The following is a 16,653-nucleotide window of genomic DNA, read 5'->3' as shown; positions in this document are numbered from 1 at the left end:
CCCACTTCTCTACGTGTTCGTCTTGGTGCTGGGTGCCGCCGGCGGGCGTTCACGGCCCAAGGGCACGACCGACGGGGTACCGGCGACCGGATCGGGCACGACGAGGCAGCGGAGTCCGAAGACGTCGTGCACGAGGTCGGCGGTCACGATCTCGGCCGGCGGGCCCTCGGCGACGACACGGCCGTCCTTCATGGCGATCAGGTGGGTGGCGTAGCGGGCGGCGTGGTTCAGGTCGTGCAGCACGGCGACCAGGGTGTGGCCGACGTGGTGCAGGTCGGTGAACAGTTCCATCAGCTCGATCTGATGGGTGATGTCGAGGAAGGTGGTCGGCTCGTCGAGCAGCATGATGCTGGTGTGCTGCGCGAGCGCCATGGCCACCCACACCCGCTGGCGCTGACCACCCGACAACTCGTCCACCAGACGACTGGACAGGTCGGTGACTCCGGTCTGGTCCATCGCCCGCAGCACGGCGTGCTCGTCGGCCTCGGTCCACTGCCGGGCGAACCCCTGGTGCGGATACCGGCCCCTGGCCACCAGATCGCCCACGGTGATGCCCTCGGGGGCGATGGAGGACTGCGGCAGCAGTCCGACCCGCCGCGCCACCTCCTTCGTCTTGAAGGAGTGGATGTCGGCGCCGTCGAGAACGACCCGCCCTGCCGACGGTTTCAACAGCCGGGACAGGCCGCGCAGCAGGGTCGACTTGCCGCACGCGTTCGGACCCACGATCACCGTGAACGACTCGTCCGGGATCGCCACGGACAGCTCTCGGGAGATGACGCGCTTGTCGTAGCCGATCGTCACCGACTCCACGTGGAGTCGTGAGCCGCTCGGGTGCGGAGTGGACGCGGGTGCGTCTTCCGCTGCCGCGAGACCGTCGACGGCGCTGGTGTTGGTGCTCAAAGGCGTCTCCTGGCCTCGATGATCAGCAGCCAGCCGAGGTACCCACCGCCGAGGATGACGGTGATGATGCCGACCGGCAACGGGGTGGGGGCGACGTGCTGGGCGAGGTAGTCCGCCGCCAGGCAGAGCAGCGCGCCGACCAGGGCGGCGGGAGCGAGGGTGATCCCCGCTGTGCGGGTCAACCGGCGTCCGATCTGCGGCGCGAGCAGCGAGATGAACGCGATCGGGCCCGACGCGGCGGTGACCGTCGCCGTCAGCGCCACCCCCAGCACGATCAGCCCGAGACGGGTTGCCGAGACCCGCACTCCCTGGGCCGCGGCGGCGTCGTCACCCACCTCCAGTTGCCGCATCGACCGGCTCGACATCGCCGCCAGCAGCAGGAGCACGGCGATGCACACAGCGCCGAAGAGGACCTGGGCCGAGTTGACGCCGTTGAGCGACCCGGCTCCCCAGGTCGCGGCGGCCATCGCCTCGTCCAGGTCGGCTTTGAGGATCAGCCAGGTGTTGAGCGAGGCGAGCATCGCCGAGATGCCGATGCCCACGACGATCAGGCGGAACCCCTGCACGCCTTGCCGGTAGGCGAGCAGGTACACGGCGACGGCCGTCACGGTTCCGCCGATCAGGGCTCCGCCGGCCAGCTGCCAGTAGGTTCCGTTGACGAGGAGGATCACGATCAGCGCCCCGGTGTAGGAGCCCTGGGAGAACCCGATGATGTAGGGGTCGGCGAGCGGATTGCGCATCGTCGACTGGAAGAGCGCGCCACTCACCCCCAGCGCGGCGCCGAACACCAGCGCCGCGAGGACGCGGGGCAGCCGCCACTCGACCACGATGTCGTGGACGAGCCCGGTCGTCCCCCCGGTCAGCGAGGAGATCACCTGTCCTGGGCTGAGCTGGTACGAGCCGGTCATCAGCGCGAGCACGGCCATGCAGGCGACCACCAGCACGAGGACCGAGCAGACGACGACCGAGCGCAGGTCGAGCCGGAGCGCGACCCTCCCGCGCCGCAGCACCAGCACCCGCCGCCCGAAGTCCACGCGGCGCGTCCCCGTCCGGGAGGAACCGGTGTGCGGATCGAGTCCGCTGCGCGCGCTCACAGCCCGCTCGCTTTCTTCTGCCGCACCAACGCGATGAGCACGGGGGCGCCGACGAAGGCGGTGACGATGCCCACGGGGATCTCGCCGGGCCGCATCACGACCCGCCCGAGAATGTCGGAGGCCAGGAGCAGGATCGGGGCCAGCAGCGCGCTGTAGGCGAAGATCCAGCGCTGGTCAGGGCCGACGATCCAGCGCGCGACGTGCGGGACCATCAGTCCGACGAAGCCGATCGGCCCGGCGATCGCGGTGGCGCCGCCGGCGAGCAGGGTCAGCGCGATGATCGCGAGGATCCGGGTGCGCACCAGCCGGACGCCGTGGGCAACGGCCAGTTCGTCACCGAGGGCCATGGCGTTGAGCGGGCCTGCCACCACGAAGACCAGCACGAGCGCGATCGCGAAGAACGGCAGGGTCGGCCACAGCAGTTCAAGCGGGCGGCTCACGATCGTCCCGGCGTTCCAGGACCGCATCACGTCGAAGGCGTCCGGGTTGGTCAGCTCGAGTGCCGAACCGGCACCGCTGAGCACCGAGCCGACGCAGAGCCCGGCCAGAACCATCATCACCGGCGACTGGCCGCGCCGGGTCGATCCGAGGACGAGCACCACGAGTGTGACGAGCAGCGTTCCGGCGAAGGCGAACCACATGTAGCCCTGGATGTCGCGGATGCCGAGCAGCCCCACGGCGATCGTCACCGCGAAGGAGGCGCCCGCGTTCAGGCCGAGGATGCCCGGATCGGCCAGCGGATTGCGGGTCAGCGCCTGGATCAACGCCCCCGAGAGCCCCAGCGCCACACCCACGACCAGTCCGACGACGGTGCGCGGCAGCCGGAAGTCCCGGATCGCGAACTGGTCGATGTCGTTCGACGGGTGGAACAAGGCGTCCCACACCACGGTGGGCGCGATGGCCGTCGATCCGATCATCATGCTCGCCACCAGTAGCCCGAGGAGCACGGCGAGCGCGACGACCAGGCCGATCAGACGACGACGCGGTCCGGACACCTTCCTGGTGCCCGGACCGACGGGTCGCCTCAGGGCGAGATCAGTCACTTCTTGGCGGGGAGGGTCGCCAGTGCCTTGTCGAGCGACTCCAGGTAGCGCAGCACGGCGCCGTAGGAGTTGTTGCCGGGGCAGAAGACGCCGAGCGCCTTGCCGGCCTGCACGGACGGCAGCGCCTTCCAGGTGTTGGTCTCGACCACCGGCGCGAAGACCTCGGTCGCCTTGCCCTGGGCGTCGGCGGGGTAGGTGATCACGTCGTACTTGGACAGCTCGGCGAGCTGCTCGAAGGGCAGGTTCGCGTAGGCCAGGGGGTCGGCGCCGGCAGCGGCCTTGGGGAAGTTGAAGCCGATGTCGTCCTGGGCGATCTCGACACACCCGATGTCGCCGATGACGTACGTCCCGGGGTCGGAGCTCGCGTAGCGGTCGAGGTTGACGAACTTGGTGTTCGCGATGGCGTCCGCGTACGTCTGCTTCATCTTGGCGACGCGTCCATCGAAGTCCGACTTCTGCTTGCCGAGGGCGTCCTTCACGTTTCCGGCGTCCGCGAGCGCCTCGGCGAGCGCCTTCCACTCGGTGTCGAGACCCCAGAAGGCCGTCGGGGCGATCGCCCCGAGCTGCGTCTCGATCTTCTTGAACTCCTCGTCGGGGATCTGGACCAGGATGAGGTCCGGCTTGAGGCTGGCGACCTTTTCGAGGTCCACCTCCTGACCGAGCTTCGTGGCCTTCTGGAACGTCGCGCGCTGGTCCTCGGGAAGCAGGCTGAGTTCGGACTCGGCCACCTCGGTGACGCCCACCGGCTTGCCACCCATGTCGATGAACGGCAGGTCCGTGTTGCCGATCGTGACGACACGCTGCGGGGCGGCGGGGACCTTGATGTCGCCGTTGCCGGCCTTGACGGTGCGGGTCTCGCCGGTCGTGCCACCGGCGTTGTTGTCGCCACCGTTGTCGGCGCTGCCGCAGGCCGTGAGGACGAGCGCGACGCTCAGGATCGCGGCGGTCAGGGCCGCGCCGCGCCCTCTCGGGGATGTCGTGGTCATGGGTGTGCTTTTCCTCTTCTTCATTCAGGCACGGGAGGCCAGTGGGTGCCGGCAGGTACGAGTTCGTGGACGGGGGCGCGCCGCGCTCCATCGGCGCGAGCCGTCGATCATATTAGGTAACCCTTACCTTAAAAGCTAGGTCGCCCCCGCCGCCCGTTGCTGATCTGTGTCCACACCGGCCGGCGCCAAAGGCTCACCTCACGCGACCAGAAAGCTGGTTGTCCGCCCCCGGGACCGGCTCGGCGAGGTCGTTGCCCAAGGCGATGATGCGGTTGGCTGCGTCGACGTGGACGACCTTGGGCTCGTGGTCGGCCAGTTCGGACTTCTCGGCCAGCACGAAGGACATGATGATCACCAGGTCGCCGGGGTGAACGAGATGTGCCGCCGCGCCGTTGATGCAGATCTCGCCGCTTCCGGCGGCCCCGATGATGATGTAGGTCTCGAGACGGGCACCGTTGGTGATGTCGACGACATGCACTTTCTCGCCTTCGGACAAGCCCGCGGCACGCGCGAGGTCCTCATCGAGCGTCAGCGAACCCACGTAGTGCAAGTCGGCCTGGGTGACGGTGGCGCGGTGGATTTTTCCGCCCAGGACTGTGTGAAGCATGTTTTCCGGCTCCTCTGCGAGTGGTGCGGGGTGGGTTCTGCGGGATCAAGCGATGGCGTTCGGGCAGCCTTGGCTACGCGAGGGCGGCATCGGAGGCGCCGGCGGCCTTGTCGGTGTTGCTCGTCTCGTACTGGGAAATGTGATCGCGCAACGACTTCGGGCGGATGTCGGTCCAGTGCCCGTCGATCCAGTCGAGTACTTCCTGGCGCGGTTTTCCGCCGGGTTCGCCGTACGCGATGCTCCACCCGGCCGGCACCGGCTTGAACGTCGGCCACAACGAGTGCTGCTCCTCGCGGTTGATCAGCGCGTAGAAGGAACCGTTGTCGTCGTCGAACGGGTTCTGGGCCATGGGTGCTGCTCCTCGTTGTCCCTGTCGGGGGTCGGTCCGGAACGCGGCAGGCAGTCGTTCCTGGTTGGCGGGGTGATTCGGCTGCTCGTCGGTGATCGCACGCAGAATGTCGGCGGCGCGGACCGCGACGTTGGACAGCAGGGACGAGGTCAGCCCGTGACTGTGCTGGACCCCGCCGTTGAGGAAGATCCGTTCGGGGACGCTCCGCAGCCGCAGCCGGTAGTCGCGCTCGACGATCGGGAGATCCCCCTCGAACGAGGACGACCCGTCAATGCTCGGCCCGAGCATGCTGCGGGTGTCCGCGGGACGGAACCCGGTGGCGAAGACGGCGGCGTCGACCTCGAGCGTGGTGCTCCCCCGGTTTCCCAGGTCACGGATCGTCACGGTGACCCCGTCGGAGCCCTCGCTCAGCCGCTCGACCCCGGTGACCCGGTGCACGATCAGCCGACGCACACCACGCGTGGTTTCGTCGTACTCACGCCGGTAGAGATCCTTGATGAGGTCGGCATCGACGGCGGAGTAGTTGGTCTGCGAGTGATAGTCCAGCAGCTGCCGCTTGAGCTCCGGCGGCGCCGTGTAGAACTCGTCGACCGCGTCCGGATCGAAGATGCGGTTGGCGAAGGGCGTGTCATCCGACGGGCTGTAGCCGTACCGGCGGAAGGTCGCGTGCACTTCCGCGTCGGGATACGAATCGTGCAGGTACGCAGCGACCTCCGCCGCACTTTGCCCGGACCCCACGACGAGGAAACGGCCATGCGGCCGCGAGGGCAACTCGGCGAGCCTGTGCAGCAACTGATGGTTGTGGAACACCCGGGCTCCCGGCACGATCCCCTCCGGCAACACCGACCGGATACCGGCGCCGATCACGACATGACGTGCCGCGACCCTCGTCACCTCCGAGCCGTCGACCACGGACTCGAGCGTGACCTCGAACCTTCCGCCACTCCAGTCGATACGGGTCGCCCTCGTACCGTAAGAGACCGGAAGGTCGATCCGGCTCGCGGCCCAGCTCAGGTACCCGTGGAACTCACGTCTCGTCGGGAAGAACGTCTTGAGATTGATGAAGTCGGACAGCCGCCCCTGCTCGTGCAGATAGTTCAGAAACGTGAACGGACTGCTCGGGGTCCGCATCGAGACCAGATCTTTCAGGAAACTGATCTGCATGGTCGTGCCCGGCAACAACATTCCGTCGTGCCACCCGAACCGCTGCCGGACATCGACGAACCTCGCCGTCAGCCGCTGACCCGCAGGACGACGATCATTGAGTTCCTCGATCGCGATCGCCAGACTCAGATTGGACGGCCCGAAACCGATACCAAGAATGTCGACCTCGCCGTCGGCACGATCTCCCGATCCGATACGACGGTCACCGAACTCGATCAACTCATCCATCGTCATCCGGCAGCTGGCCCCTTTTGTCACAGGTCGCGAACGAACGGCGCAATGATCGAACATCCCTCATCGAGGGCCCACCTTAGCACAGTGACTTAGGTAAGCCTAAGCTCAGGCGAGCGAGCCGGCACGTCGCCCGATCACCATTCCCGCGGTCAGGCCGGCACCAGTCGGGTAGTTCGCGCTGAAGAGCCCTCCGAGCGTTTCGCCGCACGCGAAGAGCCCGGGAATGGGCTCACCCGACCGATCAAGCACCCGGCCATCACCGTCACCACGAAGGCCACCGAAGGTGAAACTGATCCCACAAGTCACCGGATACGCGTAGTACGGAGGCTCTTCGACCGCCGACGCCCAATTGCTCTTGAGAGGCTCCACCGCTGCGCTGCGACCATCCTTGGTCGTCGGATCGAGCGGACGACCGGTGTCGATCGACGAGTTGAACTCCTTGACCGTCCGCGTGAATCCATCGACATCGACATCCATGGCCACGGCGAGTTCTTCGACGCTGCCGGCGACGATCGGGATGATCCCGGGCATGTCGTACTCGTACGCCGCGAGCATCGATCGCGACTTCGCATCAAATACCTGAAAAGCTACCGAACCCGGCTGCTCGAGGATCACCTTGCCGTACTTCGCGTAGGTGTAGTTGCGAAAGTCCGCGCCTTCGTCGAAGAACCGTTCACCCCGGCGGTTGACAACGATTCCGAGCGGATAGCCGTACCGGCTGAGCCGGTTCGTCAAGGCGCGATTGCTCTCGTTCTCGGGAAACGACGCGTCCCACGGAACACTGTGGCAGGTCGACCAGTCGCCGCCACGATCCGCACCTATCTCCAACGCCGCGCCGATCAGGTCACCGGTGTTGTACGGCGTGCCACGCACCTTCGCGTGCTGCCAGCCTTCTCCCAGGTAGCGCTGACGCCATTGCGCATTCGCCTGGAAACCGCCGCTGGCGATCACCACCGACTCCGCTCGAAGCTCCTGATCGCCCATCCGAACGCCGACGACCGAACCACCCTCAGTCATCAGCCCCGTGACCGAGCAGCCGTAACGCACCTCGACCCCGAGTCGTGACGCGATGCTCTGGTGGACCGACATCAGCCCAGGGCCGCCGTCGACGTTGCGCACGTGCGATCCACCCCAGAACACGAAGGTCCCGTCAGGCCCCTCGTGAGCTTGCCGCTCGTACATCAGCTCGAACCGCATTCCCAACGCATGCAGCCAGCGCACAGCGTCACGCGAACCTTCGGCGACGACCTCGGCGAGCTCCTTGTCGCCCCGCCCTCCGGTGACCCGCTCCAGATCGGCCAGGAACTCCGCCGCCGAGTACGGCGGGACCTCAGTACGCGCGTGACGCTCATCAGGCTCGAGGACCTTGAGCAGGTCGCCGAGCCCGTCGTGCACCATCCGGGTCGAACCCAGGGTGTAGTAGCTGTTCCCACCGGCATGCGCCCGCGGCGCCTTCTCCAGCAGCACCACGCGTCGCCCACGCTCGGCCGCCGCGTGAGCCGCGCAGAAACCGGCGTTTCCTCCGCCCACCACAACAACATCCGGATCGCGCACGTCCACCTCCCCACCGACAACTCGTCCGGCCGGCATCGACCGCGGTCAAGGCTGAGCGGCGGCACCATCCGTGTGCGCCGCCGCCAGTTCTTGGTCCGCCCTCAGCTCGCCGCTGTGCAGCTTAGCCTTACCTAAATTGAATGTTCGTGTGTTCTGGACCACTGCCGCTGATGCGACGAGTCGGGCGAGGGAGGGTGCGCATACCGTGCTGCTCCACGCGCAGCGTGCGCCGGTGTGGCGTGGCGCTCGGCGCGCAGTTCGTTGCGCGCCAACGAAATCAGAGGCTCCATGTCCACATGGTGCCGTCCCAGTGACCGGAGACGACGACAGCCCGGCCGTCGAGGTTGCTGACCGCGATGGACTCTGCCGCCGTTTTCGGTCCGGTGAGCCCCTTCCCATAGACGCTGCCGGTGGTCAGGTCCCAGACCCGGACTGTGCGATCGTCGCCCGCGGACACGGCCACTCTCCGGTCGCCGACAGAACCCAACGCCACGCTGTTGTTTCCGCCACCCGCTGCGGCACAGCTCATGCGGCCACCAGCTGGTCACGTTGACCGCCCGGCCGGGCTGGCTCCAGTCTGGACTCATGGCGGCATCCAGAGGACCACAGCTCGTGTTCGGCGCGAACGCCGGCCAGTACGCGGTGCACCGGCCCGGATACCCGGACGACGCCGTGTCGTGGGCGCTTGGCCTCGACCGTCCCGCGCGGGTCCTCGACCTCGGCGCGGGGACCGGAAAGCTCACCGCCTCCGTGCTGACGGCCGGACACGACGCCGTCGCGGTGGAACCCGACACCGAGATGCTCGCGGAGCTCACCACCGCGATTCCCGGGGTGACCGCCCTGACCGGGTCGGCGGAGGACATCCCCCTGCCCGACGCCGACGTCGACGCGGTGTTGGCCGGGCAGGTCCTGCACTGGGTGGACGGGGCACGGGCCTATCCGGAGATCGCCAGGGTGTTGCGGCCGGGCGGAGTGGTGGCAGGCCTGTGGAACTCGGACGAGCTGCGGTGGATTGAGAAGGTCTCCCGGGGTGACACCTCGCAGGAGGAACCGTTCGAGTGGCGCGGGTACTTCCCGGTCGACCTCTTCACCGACGAAGCGCAGCGTTCTTTCGCCAATCCGCAGCAGCACACGATCGACTCGCTGATGAGCACCATCGCGACCCACTCGGCCTACCTGCGGCTGGATGAGGTGCAGCGGGCAGCAAGGCTCTCGTCGACCCGCGCCGCGCTGCTTCACGTGTTCGGCGATTCCACGAGGACTTTCGAGATCCCTGCCAGGACGTACGTCATCCGCGCGGTGAAGCGCTGACTCCCGCGACGACGAGACCGCGCGGTACGTCGAGCCGCGCGACGCCGGACCGTTCCAGCACCAGGTCCGACTCGGCAGCCGAGAGCCGCCTCGGCAGACCGGCGGACGGCGATCCGGGATCGGTGTCGAGCAACACCGGGTGCACGTCGACGCGCCGCAACGCCCCTCCCTCGACGGTCGCGTCCACCACCAGCGCGGAGCAGTCCTCCCCGCCCGCGGCCAGCCCGCGAAGCCGTCGTGCGGTGAGCCCTGGCCCGTCGCCGGGCCGCAGGCCGTGCGCCGCGTACACCTCGGCCGGTTGCGCGGCGTCGTCGGGGCGCAGCAGAAGGCTGCCCAGGCCGTAGCAGATGAGACGACCCCGGTAGATCTCCACCGGGCGCGCCACATGCGGACCGTGGGCCACGACCACGTCCGCACCCGCGTCGACCAGGGCGCGGCAAGCGCCGACCAGGAAGGCGGGCGGCGTGTGCGGGTCCCGTTCCCTCGCGTGGCAATGCACGCTCACGAGCACGACCCGCGACTCGGACCTGACTTTCCGCACAGCGTCGAGCAGGACGTTCAACGAGTTCTCGTCCACGCTCTCCTCGCGGTGGAACGAATCGCCACGCTCGAACGCGACCCCGCCGAACACGACCCGGTCCTCACCTCCCGAGCCGAAGAACTCGGCTGACACGTCCGAGAGCGCCGCGAGATGCCTACCGGGAACCTGATAGGAGCCCTTGCGCCGCAACGTGTTCACGCCGTAGCGCGCGGGAACCGCGCCACAGGATCTCGTGGCAACGGCGTGCGCGGGGCAGGTCGCCGTTGCCGCGACGAGCCCGATCGACCCCGCTGAAGTGCGCAGGACCGCAGGCGCTGCCGCCGTCACGCCGTCCTGCCCGCCGCCCGCGTAGACGAGACCTGCCGCCGACAGCGTCGCGAGCGACGATGCGAAGGCCGCCGGCCCGTAGTCGCCCGCGTGATTGTTGGCCACCGACACGAGCGACACCCCGAGTTCGCGCAACTCGGCACACACCTCCGGTGGCGTGCGTGCCCAGGAACCGCCGCTCGGCGTCATCGGGGGCCATTGGAAGTCGTGCGCCACCGACTCGAAGTTCGCGAACCCCGCGTCCGCGCGCGCCAGCAGTCCCCTCACCGCGGAGAGGGCCGACGCCGCCGGTTCGTCCCGCAACGAGTGCGACACCATCAGGTCGCCCACAAGCACGATGCGCATTCGCCCTCCGCCGCCTCCGGTGAACCACGAACATTCCTTTCACACGCCTTGCACGCAAGAAATCCAGACGTTCCGACATTGACGTCCAACCGGATCCGAGAACCAGTTGGACGGCCTGAATCAGATTCAGTGAAACTGTCCGGCAGTTCTTTTGACTTCGCCGCCGCCGTTCTGCGACGCTCCCGAAGTCGCGCCGTTCGTGGCCACGACGACCTGATTGGTCGAGTTGCGACATTCCGTGCTGCAACAGAGAGAGGAGGTGTGATCGATGGCCGACTTCTACACACGTGAGATCGGTGAGCACCTGGACACCCTGCTTGAGAGCTGGGGTCCCGACCTGGAACAGGACGACCTGGGTCGCGTGACGATCCCGGGCAACAACAACATGGTGGCCCCCGTCCAGTTCGAGTGGGCGCAGGACTGACCGGTTGACCGGCGGTTCCGCGTGCCGGCGCGCGGAACCGCTTCCCATCTCCACGAGGAGCACCGATGCCCCCGTCCGCGGCGAAACCAGATCTCCGAATTTCGGTCTACGCGAAGCCGGGCGGCAGTTCCCTGCTCGTCCTCAACCACCGCACCCTGGAAGTCCCGATGGCCGTGCACGAGGTCGTCGAGATCCTCAGAAGCGGCGTTCAGAAAGAATCCGCGCCGAACGGGGCGCAAGAAACAGTGAAGCTTCTCTCCGGTCTCAACCGGCTGATGCAGCGGGAATCCCCTGACCGTCAACGCGATCTGGTCGTGCTGGCGGATGAGGAGCTGCTGCGTTGTGCGGGAGAGGACGTCATCCACGCGCTGGCAGGTGCGGTGGGCACGGTCAGGGTCGTCCCGGCCGCAGCCGCCTCCCACCCGGCGGACGACGTGCTGGTGACGCTCACCGGCGGCTTCGACCTGGCCCGCTTCGGCGCATGGGAGGACACCACGTTCGACCGCGATCTGGTGTGGGCGCCCTTCTTCCTGACGTCGACCGGCGCCGCGTACGGCCCCTTCGTCGCACCCGGCACGACCCCTACGATCCGGGACCTCGCGGCGCGTTGGATCGCCACGGCCCGCCGGGACGAACGAATCAGGGCTCGGCTCGCGCCTGCTGTGTTCACTCACGAGAGCCGCGATTCCGGTGCTGCGGTGCATTGGGCGCTGGCCTGCTTCTTCGCCGATCTCGCGATCTGGCTGAACGGCGGCGACGCACTCGGCTCGTGGCGCCACGTCCATCTCCGCACCGACGACCTCTCCACCTCGGCCGACCCGGTCCTGCCCGTGCCCGTACCGCTGTTCCATCCGCTGCCCGACACGACGGCCTCCCCGCTCGGCCCGGACGACGTCGTCAACGGACGCACCGGCATCGTCACGGAGACGAGGCCCATCGACTTCCGCACCGAGATGCCTCGCGGGCTGGTGTACCGCGAGAGCCGGACGGCCGACATGTCCCGGCTGTGGCCTTGGGCATCCAACCTGCACAACGCCGGAAGCGCGTGGGACGACGCGGCCGCCGCCGAGGCCGGTGCGATCGGTGAGGCAGTCGAACGCTACTGCGGCAACGTGATCGACCGGTCCGCTCTCGTCCACGCCGGCTACGACGAGCTGGCCGGGCGGGGTGCCGCCGCGGTCGATCCGCGCACTCTCGCCCTGTTCTCCCCCGCCCAGCACCGGAATCCGGGCTTCCCGTTCATCGAGTTCACCACGTCCCTGCCGGTCGACTGGGTGCGCGGCGTCTCTCTGGTCAACGGAGACGAGGTGCTGGTTCCCGCTTCGCTCGTGTTCGTGAACTGGAACAGCGGGAGCCAGGTGATGGCACCGCCGCTGCACCCCGCCCACTACCCGGGGATCGCCGCCGCACCCGACTGGGACGCCGCCGTGTGCAACGCGCTCGAGGAGGTCGTCGAGCGGGACTCGGTCGCGGTCTGGTGGCTCAGCGGCCACCGGCTCCCGACCTCCACCGGGCCGGTCGACGAGTTCGTGCGGCAGCGGATGCCGGCCGGGACGGCGATGTCGGTCCGATTCGTCCCGGTGCCCAACCGGTTCGGCATCCCGACCGTGGCCGCCGTGGTCGACGACCCCCGTTCCGGTGTCCTTGCGCTCGGCCACGCGACGAGGGCCACACCGGAGGACGCGGCGCGCAAGGCGCTGCTGGAGGCGTTCGGCCTGCTGGAGTCGGCCGTCGACATGCAGCACGAGGACGGGGGCTTCTGGGACGCGTACGTACCCGGTGTCCGGCAGGCGGTGAAGCCCGTGCGTGCCGATCGCCACTACCTCGACGAGTACCGCTCCGACTTCCGGGACGTCACGGACCTGTTCTGCCAGTTGCAGATCCAGCTGGACCCTCGCGCACGCGCCCAGGTCGTCGAACGGTGGGACGACACCGCGCAGGTGGCCTGGAACTCGTTGCCCCGCCTCGAGGAGCGGCGTCCCGAGCCGTACCTGCGGCGGCTGGCGGCAGCCGGGTACGACCCGATCGTGGTCGACCTCACCACGCCCGACGTCGCCGCCACGGGCTGGCACGCGGTCCGGGTGCTCGTACCCGGCCTGGTGCCCAACTTTCCGACGGCCTTCCCGCCTCTGGGCGGCGGCAGGGTGCTGACCGAACCGGTCGCCCTGGGCTGGCGCGAGCGGCCCGTCGACGAGGGCGAGGTGTGGCAGTTCCCCATCCCGTACGCCTGACAGAACGGAGTTCGCGCATGACTGTGGAGATGCTGGCGCTCGGGGGCAGCACACGCCGCCGGTCGCTGACGAACGAACTGCTCGCCCTGAGCGTGCACACCGCGAAGGAGCTTGGTGTCTCCGCCGGTGTGCTCACCGTGGCCGAACTCGCGCTGCCGATGTTCGACCCGGATGTGGCGACGCTCGACGACCCGCCGGTGCGCCGCCTGGTGGACGCTGTCGGCTCCGCGCGGTGCGTGGTGCTCGCGACTCCGATCTACGGCGGAACCCTCTCGGGGGCGGTGAAGAACCTCCTCGACACGCTGCATCTGGCCAAGGACGACCAGATCGGTCCGCTCACCGGCAAGAAGGTTCTGGTCGCCGCGGTCGGCGGTGGTGCGCTGCGCGGCACCTACACGTTCCAGCGAGGTGCGACGGCGGCACTGGAGATCACCTGCAAGGCCTTGGGCGCGTGGGTCGATCCGCACCACCTGGAGCTCAGCGAGCTCGCGTTCGACGGCACCCCGGCGCTGGCCGACGCGTTCGGTCGCGACCAGGTCCGCGCCGCGGTCCGCCGGATCACCACGACCACTACGACGTCCCAGGAGGTGTCCCTGTGACCGCGGCGGAGAAGCACGCGCAGAACAGGACGGCGTGGAATCAGACCGCGTCCTGGTACGCGGAGCAGGCGCGCGCCGCGACCGGCCTGCTGCGCGGTGGAGGGGTGACGCTGCAGCCCGTGGAACGGGAACTGCTCGCCGCGATCGGCCCGCTCTCCCAGTGGTGCGACCGAGCCGTGCACCTGCAGTGCGCAGGCGGAATGGACACCATCTCGCTCACCAACCTGGGGGCGAGGGAGGCGATCGGCGTGGACATCGCCGAGGACCTCGTCGAGCAGGCAAGGACCCTCGCAACGACGCTGGGCCGTCCGGTGTCCTTCCGCACCTCCGACGTCCTCGACCTCCCCCGCGACCTGGACGCGACCGCGTCGCTGGTCTACACGGGCAAGGGCGCGATCCACTGGATCCACGACCTCAGGACCTGGGGACGGTCCGTGGCCCGGCTGCTCCGTCCCGGCGGATGGTTCCTCCTGTACGACTTCCACCCCATGATGTGGCTGTTCGACAGCCGGTCGGACACGCTGCGCAGCACCGGGATCAGCTACTTCGCACCGCAGATCAGCTATCGGGGCTGGGCAGACGGTCACATCGGCGAGCTGAACGTCCCCGACGACGGTCTCGAAGCGAAGCACCTGCGCCCCTGGCCGCCCAGCGCCGTCGTGCAGAGCCTGCTCGACGCCCGGCTCGAACTCGCCGCCTTCGCCGAGTACCCGGACACGGTCCCCGCGGGCCGGTGCGCGTTCCCGCAGATGGCGGAGCGCGACCGCCGCAAGGTCGCGACGACCTACGCGGTGCTCGCGAGGAAGGCGGACCGATGACCGGGATCGTCCCACCGTCGGCCGAACAGCACCCCGTACACCGCGAACACCACGGCGACCGCACGGTCGACGAGTACTCCTGGCTCGCCGACGCCGAGAGCCCTGCCGTGTCGGCACACCTGGTCGCCGAGAACGACTACTTCGACGCGATGACCGCCGGCCAGGCGGGGCTGCGCGAGCAGATCGCGGACGAGATCGCGGCCAGGACCGTGGAGACAGATCTGTCGGTGCCCACCCGCAAGGGCGAATGGTGGTACTACACGCGGACCGAGGAGGGCCTGCAGTACCCGCTGTACTGCAGGTGCCCGGCCAGCGGCACCGGGAACCTGCCGGCGAAGTCCGGCGAACGGGCGTTCGTGGGCGAGCAGGTGCTCCTCGACGGCAACGAGATCGCCGCCGCTGAAGGGTCCTTCGCACTCGGCGCGTTCAAGGTCAGCCCTTCCGGCACGCATCTGGCCTATTCGGTGGACTCTCAGGGAGACGAGCGGTTCACGCTGCACGTCAGGAACCTGCTCACCGGGGAGACGCTGCCGGACGCGATCCGGGGAGCCTTCTACACGTGCGCCTGGTCGGCGGACGACTCCGTCCTGTTCTACGCCGAGGTCGACTCTTCCTGGCGGCCGCACCGCGTGCGGCGCCACGTGCTCGGCACCGACGTGGCGGACGACGAGGTGGCCTACGAGGAACCGGACGAGCACTTCTGGGTCACCCTCGGCGTCACCCGCAGCGAGAAGTTCGTGTACCTGCGCACCGCCAGCACGACTTCGACCGAGATCCACCTGCTGGACTCCGCCACGCCACGGGCGGCGTTCCGGCGGGTCCGTGAGCGCCGGGCAGGGCTGTACTACGACGTCGACCACCGGGTCGATCCGGACGGCACCGACCGGCTCGTCGTACTGCACAACGACAACGCGCCCAACTTCGCCCTGGCCGAGACCTCGCCCACCGACTGGGCCGACTGGATCCCGTTGGTGCCTCACCAGCAGGACACCAGGATCCTGTGGGCGATGACCTTCGCCCGGCACACGATGGTCTACTTCCGCCGCGACGGCACCACAGGACTCAGCGTGCTGTCCGGCGGGAAACTCAGGGAGATCGGGTTTCCCGAGGACGTGCACCTGGTCGCTCCCGCGGCCAACCCGGAGTTCGACGCCGGGCGGTTCCGCCTGACGTACGCGTCGGCCGTGACCCCGGAGACCGTCTACGAGTGCGACATGGACAGCGGCGACCTGACGCCGTTGAGACAACGTCCGGTCCGTGCCCGACCGGACGGGAAAGCCTTCAACGGCAATGATTACGCGATTCACCGGGAGTGGGTGACCTCCCCCGACGGGACCAGAGTGCCCGTGACGGTCGTGGCCCGCCGCGACCTGCGGCGGGACGGCGGAGCGCCGATGGTCCTGTACGGCTACGGCGCCTACGAACGGGCCGCCGACGTGGGGTTCTCGATTTCCCGGCTCTCGCTGCTCGACCGGGGAGTGGCCTACGCGGTGGCCCACGTGCGGGGCGGTGGCGATTTCGGTCGCCCGTGGCATGCCGCCGGAAAACTGGAGCACAAGCAGAACACGTTCGACGACTTCATCGCGTGCGCACGTCATCTGGTCGCAAGGGGATGGACCTCGCCGGAACGGCTGGTGGCGAAGGGAACCTCCGCAGGCGGGCTGCTCGTGGGAGCCGCCGCCAACCAGGAGCCCGGCCTCTTCGCGGGTGTCGTCGCCAGGGTCCCGTTCGTCGATCCGCTCACGACGCTGCTCGACCCGAGTCTGCCGTTGACGAGGACCGAGTGGGAGGAGCTGGGCAACCCCGTGGCGGACCCCGAGGCCTATGCGCGCATCAAGTCCTTTTCGCCGTACGAGAACGTCGCGCACCGGCGTTATCCGGCCGTGCTGGCGCTGGCGAGCATGAACGACACCAGGGTCCGCTTCCACGAATCAGCCAAGTGGATCGCCCGGCTGCGTGCCGAGGCGACCGGTGGCCCGTTCCTCCTGCACACCGAGTTCCAGGCGGGGCATCGTGGCAAAACGGGCCGGCACGAGCAGCGTCGCGTCGAAGCGATGATCTCCGCCTGGATCCTGAGCGTGGTGCGGCCCTCCACCGAGTCCCCGGCGTCCACCGATGCTGCTTGA

The 16,653-nt window shown here is 68.5% G+C and carries 15 protein-coding genes; 6 read left to right on the top strand and 9 right to left on the bottom strand.

The annotated features are described in order from the left end of the window. Nucleotides 1–9 precede the first annotated feature (9 nt). The 8 genes from OG205_RS07725 to OG205_RS07690 form a co-directional block, all read right to left on the bottom strand. Entirely contained in the window at nt 10–810 is an 801-nt protein-coding gene (locus tag OG205_RS07725; protein ID WP_330278124.1) for an ABC transporter ATP-binding protein, read from the bottom strand. Between the two features lie 86 nt (nt 811–896). Further along, nucleotides 897–1,994: a FecCD family ABC transporter permease gene (locus OG205_RS07720; protein WP_330275553.1), complete on the bottom strand. Its 1,098-nt coding sequence runs from the start codon at nt 1,992–1,994 to the stop codon at nt 897–899. Beyond that, entirely contained in the window at nt 1,991–3,037 is a 1,047-nt protein-coding gene (locus OG205_RS07715; protein WP_330275552.1) for a FecCD family ABC transporter permease, read from the bottom strand. Before OG205_RS07715 ends, OG205_RS07720 begins: the two co-directional genes overlap by 4 nt. Then, on the bottom strand, nt 3,034–4,023 hold the full coding sequence (locus OG205_RS07710; protein WP_330275551.1) for an ABC transporter substrate-binding protein: 990 nt from the start codon (nt 4,021–4,023) through the stop codon (nt 3,034–3,036). Before OG205_RS07710 ends, OG205_RS07715 begins: the two co-directional genes overlap by 4 nt. Nucleotides 4,024–4,216: 193 nt before the next feature. Further along, nucleotides 4,217–4,630, bottom strand: a complete 414-nt coding sequence (panD, locus tag OG205_RS07705) for an aspartate 1-decarboxylase (protein ID WP_330275550.1) — start codon at nt 4,628–4,630, stop codon at nt 4,217–4,219. 73 nt (nt 4,631–4,703) lie between these two features. Next, the gene (locus tag OG205_RS07700; RefSeq protein WP_330275549.1) at nt 4,704–6,377 is read right to left on the bottom strand and encodes a SidA/IucD/PvdA family monooxygenase; all 1,674 of its coding nucleotides are present in this window, start codon (nt 6,375–6,377) and stop codon (nt 4,704–4,706) included. 105 nt (nt 6,378–6,482) lie between these two features. Next, nucleotides 6,483–7,931, bottom strand: coding sequence for an FAD-dependent tricarballylate dehydrogenase TcuA (tcuA, locus tag OG205_RS07695; protein WP_330275548.1), 1,449 nt, complete (start codon nt 7,929–7,931; stop codon nt 6,483–6,485). Nucleotides 7,932–8,208: 277 nt separating this feature from the next. After that, entirely contained in the window at nt 8,209–8,460 is a 252-nt protein-coding gene (locus tag OG205_RS07690; RefSeq protein ID WP_330275547.1) for a hypothetical protein, read from the bottom strand. Nucleotides 8,461–8,516: 56 nt separating this feature from the next. Between OG205_RS07690 and OG205_RS07685 the strand changes: the two genes are divergently transcribed. Beyond that, the gene (locus OG205_RS07685) at nt 8,517–9,242 is read left to right on the top strand and encodes a class I SAM-dependent methyltransferase (protein ID WP_330275546.1); all 726 of its coding nucleotides are present in this window, start codon (nt 8,517–8,519) and stop codon (nt 9,240–9,242) included. Here OG205_RS07685 and OG205_RS07680 read toward each other — a convergent pair. Continuing rightward, entirely contained in the window at nt 9,220–10,455 is a 1,236-nt protein-coding gene (locus tag OG205_RS07680) for a CapA family protein (RefSeq protein ID WP_330275545.1), read from the bottom strand. The two genes, OG205_RS07685 and OG205_RS07680, sit on opposite strands and share 23 nt — an antisense overlap. A 268-nt stretch (nt 10,456–10,723) precedes the next feature. On the opposite strand from OG205_RS07680, the gene OG205_RS07675 reads away from it, so the two are divergent. From OG205_RS07675 to OG205_RS07655, 5 genes are all read left to right on the top strand, one after another. Beyond that, a complete protein-coding gene (locus tag OG205_RS07675; protein WP_330275544.1) occupies nt 10,724–10,879 on the top strand; it encodes a hypothetical protein in 156 nt (51 codons plus the stop codon). A gap of 65 nt (nt 10,880–10,944) precedes the next feature. After that, nucleotides 10,945–13,110 (top strand): YcaO-like family protein, encoded by a 2,166-nt coding sequence (locus OG205_RS07670; protein WP_330275543.1) that lies wholly within the window; start codon nt 10,945–10,947, stop codon nt 13,108–13,110. Nucleotides 13,111–13,127: 17 nt separating this feature from the next. Further along, nucleotides 13,128–13,709, top strand: coding sequence for an NADPH-dependent FMN reductase (locus OG205_RS07665; protein WP_330275542.1), 582 nt, complete (start codon nt 13,128–13,130; stop codon nt 13,707–13,709). Further along, the gene (locus tag OG205_RS07660) at nt 13,706–14,527 is read left to right on the top strand and encodes a class I SAM-dependent methyltransferase (RefSeq protein WP_330275541.1); all 822 of its coding nucleotides are present in this window, start codon (nt 13,706–13,708) and stop codon (nt 14,525–14,527) included. Before OG205_RS07665 ends, OG205_RS07660 begins: the two co-directional genes overlap by 4 nt. After that, entirely contained in the window at nt 14,524–16,653 is a 2,130-nt protein-coding gene (locus OG205_RS07655; RefSeq protein WP_330275540.1) for a S9 family peptidase, read from the top strand. Before OG205_RS07660 ends, OG205_RS07655 begins: the two co-directional genes overlap by 4 nt.

Source organism: Lentzea sp. NBC_00516 (assembly GCF_036346835.1).
Taxonomy (GTDB): Bacteria; Actinomycetota; Actinomycetes; order Mycobacteriales; family Pseudonocardiaceae; genus Lentzea; species Lentzea sokolovensis.
This window is presented reverse-complemented; position numbering and strand designations above follow the sequence as displayed.